The sequence below is a fragment of the Methyloceanibacter sp. genome (assembly GCF_051306395.1).
Taxonomy (GTDB): domain Bacteria; phylum Pseudomonadota; class Alphaproteobacteria; order Rhizobiales; family Methyloligellaceae; genus Methyloceanibacter.
Genome location: NZ_JBPPND010000002.1, coordinates 1 through 4,013, shown reverse-complemented (window position 1 = coordinate 4,013; position 4,013 = coordinate 1). Strand labels below are relative to the sequence as shown.

The window sequence follows — 4,013 nt, the reverse complement described above, 5'->3', positions numbered from 1 at the left end:
CACCGCGCTAGGCTGGCGGTCATATGCAACCTATTTGGCCGAAATGACTGACTTGTTGCGTTAGGTGGCGGGTCACCCCTACCCCGCGGCGGCGACCTTGGCCCGCGCTGGTCGCACGAGCGCGGCGTCGTCGTTCTTCAGAGTGCGGGGGATCTCGCCGGGCGTGAAATTGTACTCGCCGATCGAGCCGACGGGCATGACCTCGGCGGCCGTGCCGGTGATGAAGCACTCGGTGAACCCTGAAAGCTCCTCCGGCATGATGGTCGTCTCGACCACCTTCCAGCCGCGTTGCTTGGCGAGGCCGATAACCGTGCGGCGCGTGATGCCGTCGAGGAAGCAATCGGGCGCCGGCGTGTAGATCACGCCGTCTTTGACGAAGAAGATATTGGCGCCGGTGCATTCGGCGATCTGCCCGCGCCAGTCGAGCATCACCGCGTCGGCGAAGCCTTCGCGCTCGGCGCGGTGCTTCTCGATCGTGCAGATCATATAGAGCCCGGCCGCCTTGCTGTGGACCGGCGCCGTCGCCGGATCGGGCCGGCGGTATTTGGCGAAGGTGAGCTTCAGCCCCTTCTCGCGCGCGGCCGGATCGAAATACGAGCCCCAGTCCCACGCGGCGATGGCGACGTTGATGCGCGTCTTCTGCGCCGACACGCCCATCTGCTCGCTGCCGCGCCAGGCCAGCGGCCTGACATAAGCGTCGGAAAGCGTGTTGGCGCGCAGGACCTCGCGTGCCGCCTTGTCGAGCTGGGCGACGGAATACGGCACCTCGAAGTCGAGGATCTCGGCGGATGTGTGGAGGCGCTGATTGTGCTCGGTGAGCTTGAAGATCTCGCCGTCATAGGCGCGCATGCCTTCGAACACGGCGCTGCCATAATGAAGCGCATGGGTAAGGAGATGCACCCGCGCGTCGTTCCACGGAATCAGCTCGCCATTGAACCAGATAAAGCCGTCGCGCTGATCGTAGTTCGACATGCGCTCTCCTCCACGAGCAGGACAGGCCGTTCTTGCGTGGCGGCCTCCGTCCGGAAACAAGTGCTGCGCCCCTCATACCATCCGCCAGGGAAATTGCGAGCAAGCGGCAATTGCGCGAGCAGGCGGCGAGGCGTATCAAGGACCCAATTAAGTCAACATGGCTGACATAAACCAAGCGGAAAAATATGTCAACATGACTGACCTAAATGAACCCCTGAGCCGCGGCCGAAAAGGCGGCGGCGCCAAGCGTGGCGAAGGCCCAACCGCCGGCGGCAATGGCACGCCCGTGCCCGAGGCCAAGCTCCACGAGTTCGCCGAGCTCCTGTTCTTCGCCTATCGGGACTTCACCGGCGATCCGGACGCGATTCTGAAGGATTTCGGCTTCGGCCGGGCCCATCACCGGGTGCTCCATTTCGTCAACCGGCATTCGGGCCTGCGGGTGGCGGATTTGCTGGATATCCTCAACATCACCAAGCAGAGCCTCTCCCGCGTGCTCAAGCAGCTGATCGACCAGGGCTTTATCGAGCAGCAAGCGGGATCCTCGGACCGCCGCGAGCGGCTGCTTTATCCCACCGAAAGCGGCCGTGCGCTGGCCGAGCGGCTGGCCGCGCCCCAATTCGTGCGTCTCACCAATGCGCTTGAGGCCGCAGGGCCCGGTGCGGAAGCCGCGCTCCGCCGATTTCTCGAAGCCATGATCAATGCCGAAGATCGGCCCAAAGTCTCCTCCATCATGTCCACCATGCCGGCCGAGACGCGCCAGGGAGATAAGGGGGACGAGTCCTGATCATGCCGACGCAGATCAAAACCCATCGGGGCAGCGGTCCCGACGACAACGCGCCGCATATTCTGGTGGTGGACGACGACAGCCGCATTCGCGATTTGCTGGCGCGCTATCTCCACGATCACGGCTTCCGGGTGACCACGGCGGACGATGCGCAGTCCGCGCGCGCCACCATGCGCAGCCTCGCCTTCGATCTGCTCATTCTCGATGTGATGATGCCGAAGGAGTCCGGCATCGAATTCGCCAGGACGCTGCGAGACGACAGTCAGGTGCCGATTCTCATGCTCACCGCGCGCGCCGAGCCCGATCAGCGCATCGAGGGGCTGGAGACGGGCGTCGACGATTATCTCGCTAAGCCCTTCGACCCGCGCGAGCTTCTCCTGCGCGTCGGCAACGTGCTGAAGCGCGGCAACGCGGCGCCGGCCACCGGCGAGATCCGCATGGGCGATTTCATCTTTCATATCTCGCGCGGCGAGCTGCAGCGCGCCGGCGAGACCATTCGCCTGACCGAGCGCGAACGCGAGCTGCTGCGCTATTTCGCCCAGCGCCCCGGGACGCCCGTGTCGCGTCATGAGCTTGCCAAGGACGCCGATAGCGGCGGCGAGCGCGCGGTCGACGTGCAGATCAACCGTCTCAGGCGTAAGATCGAGAACGACCCGGCCAACCCGGTCTATCTCCAGACCGTGCGCGGCAAGGGCTACATCCTGTACTCCGAATGAGCGCTGTCTCCGACACCGCCACCCCGGCCCCGCGGGAACGCCCCCGGCCCTTCCGCTGGCTGCTCGCGCAGTTCGGCGAAAAGATGCCGAAGGGCCTCTATGCGCGCGCGCTGATCATCATCATCGCGCCCATGGTGCTGCTCCAGTCGGTGGTGACCTTCGTCTTTCTGGAGCGCCACTGGCAGACCGTGACCCATCGCCTGTCCACGGGCACGGTGCAGAATATCGGCCTGCTCATCGACATGTATGAGGAGTTCCCGAAAGGCCAAAATGCCGCCACCTTGACCAAGCTCGCCGAGAAGAATCTCGGACTGCGCGTGCGCTTCGCGCCCGGCGAGGACTTGCCGCAAGTGCGCTCCAAGCCGTTCTTCGATCTGCTCGATTCGACGCTGTCCGATGAGTTGAAGCGCCGCATCGGCAAGCCCTTCTGGATCGACACGGTCGGCCGCTCCGACTTCGTCGACATCAGGGTGAAACTCAAGGACACGGTGATGCATGTCCTGGCAAAACGCAGCCAAACCTACGCCTCCAACTCCCACATCTTCATCGTGTGGATGCTCGGCACCTCCTTCGTGCTTCTCACCGTAGCCATTCTCTTCCTGCGCAATCAAATCAAGCCGATCCTGCGCCTGTCCCAAGCCGCCGAGAGTTTCGGCAAGGGCCGGCCCATGCCGGCCGACTTCAAGCCGCGCGGCGCGCGCGAAGTGCGCCAGGCAGCCCATGCCTTCATCGAGATGCGCGACCGCATCGAGCGGCACGTGGAGCAGCGCACCGTGATGCTGGCCGGCGTGAGCCACGATCTCCGGACGATCCTCACCCGGTTCAAGCTTCAGCTTGCGATGTTCGAGGAAACGCCCGAGCTCGACGCCATGCGCGCCGACGTGGACGAGATGCAAGCCATGCTCGAAGACTACATGGCGTTTGCGAAAGGCGACTCCGGCGAGGCCATCGAGCGTGTCGATATCGGCGAAATCCTGAACGAGGTGAAGACGCAGGCTCACGGCGACCAGACCATCAACATCGACGTCGAGGACGGGCCGCTTGTGGTACCCGTGCGCCGCCACGCCTTCAAGCGCGCCGTCGCCAACCTGGTCAATAACGCCGCGCGCTTCGCCAACCATGTGAATGTCAGCGCCGCCAAGCACAACGGCTCTCTCACCATCGAGGTCGAGGACGACGGGCCGGGCATCCCCGAGGACGAGCGGGAGCATGTATTCCGGCCGTTCTACCGGGTCGACCACGCCCGCAACCAGGATTCCGGCTCCACCGGCCTGGGTCTCGCCATTGCCCAGGACATCGCTCGGATCCATGGCGGCGACATCGCCCTCGATCAATCTCGCCTCGGCGGGCTGAAAGCCGTGCTAAAAGTCCCGGTCTAAATCTCTTGAGAGGTGCTCCATGCGCAGAATGATTGTCGGACTGGCTGCAGTATTGGCCGTGGCGTTGACCGGACCGGCCTGGGGCCAAGCCGAACCGGACGGGTTCCAAGAGGACGAGCAGCCCGGCTCCGAGTTCGAACTGGATGTCGATGACGACGGCCA

The 4,013-nt window shown here is 64.2% G+C and carries 4 protein-coding genes; 3 read left to right on the top strand and 1 reads right to left on the bottom strand.

What is annotated here, in order from left to right:
• Positions 1-78: 78 nt before the first annotated feature.
• Positions 79-972: a branched-chain amino acid aminotransferase gene (locus tag ACSLE4_RS00070; RefSeq protein WP_435902450.1), complete on the bottom strand. Its 894-nt coding sequence runs from the start codon at positions 970-972 to the stop codon at positions 79-81.
• Between the two features lie 193 nt (positions 973-1,165).
• Between ACSLE4_RS00070 and ACSLE4_RS00065 the strand changes: the two genes are divergently transcribed.
• Genes ACSLE4_RS00065 through ACSLE4_RS00055 form a run of 3 tightly spaced genes read left to right on the top strand, consistent with a single transcriptional unit; the run spans position 1,166 to position 3,851 of the window.
• Positions 1,166-1,756, top strand: coding sequence for a MarR family winged helix-turn-helix transcriptional regulator (locus tag ACSLE4_RS00065; RefSeq protein ID WP_435902449.1), 591 nt, complete (start codon positions 1,166-1,168; stop codon positions 1,754-1,756).
• 2 nt (positions 1,757-1,758) lie between these two features.
• Positions 1,759-2,472, top strand: coding sequence for a response regulator transcription factor (locus tag ACSLE4_RS00060; RefSeq protein WP_435902448.1), 714 nt, complete (start codon positions 1,759-1,761; stop codon positions 2,470-2,472).
• The gene (locus ACSLE4_RS00055; protein WP_435902447.1) at positions 2,469-3,851 is read left to right on the top strand and encodes an ATP-binding protein; all 1,383 of its coding nucleotides are present in this window, start codon (positions 2,469-2,471) and stop codon (positions 3,849-3,851) included. The genes ACSLE4_RS00060 and ACSLE4_RS00055 overlap by 4 nt, the downstream gene beginning before the upstream one ends.
• Positions 3,852-4,013 lie beyond the last annotated feature (162 nt).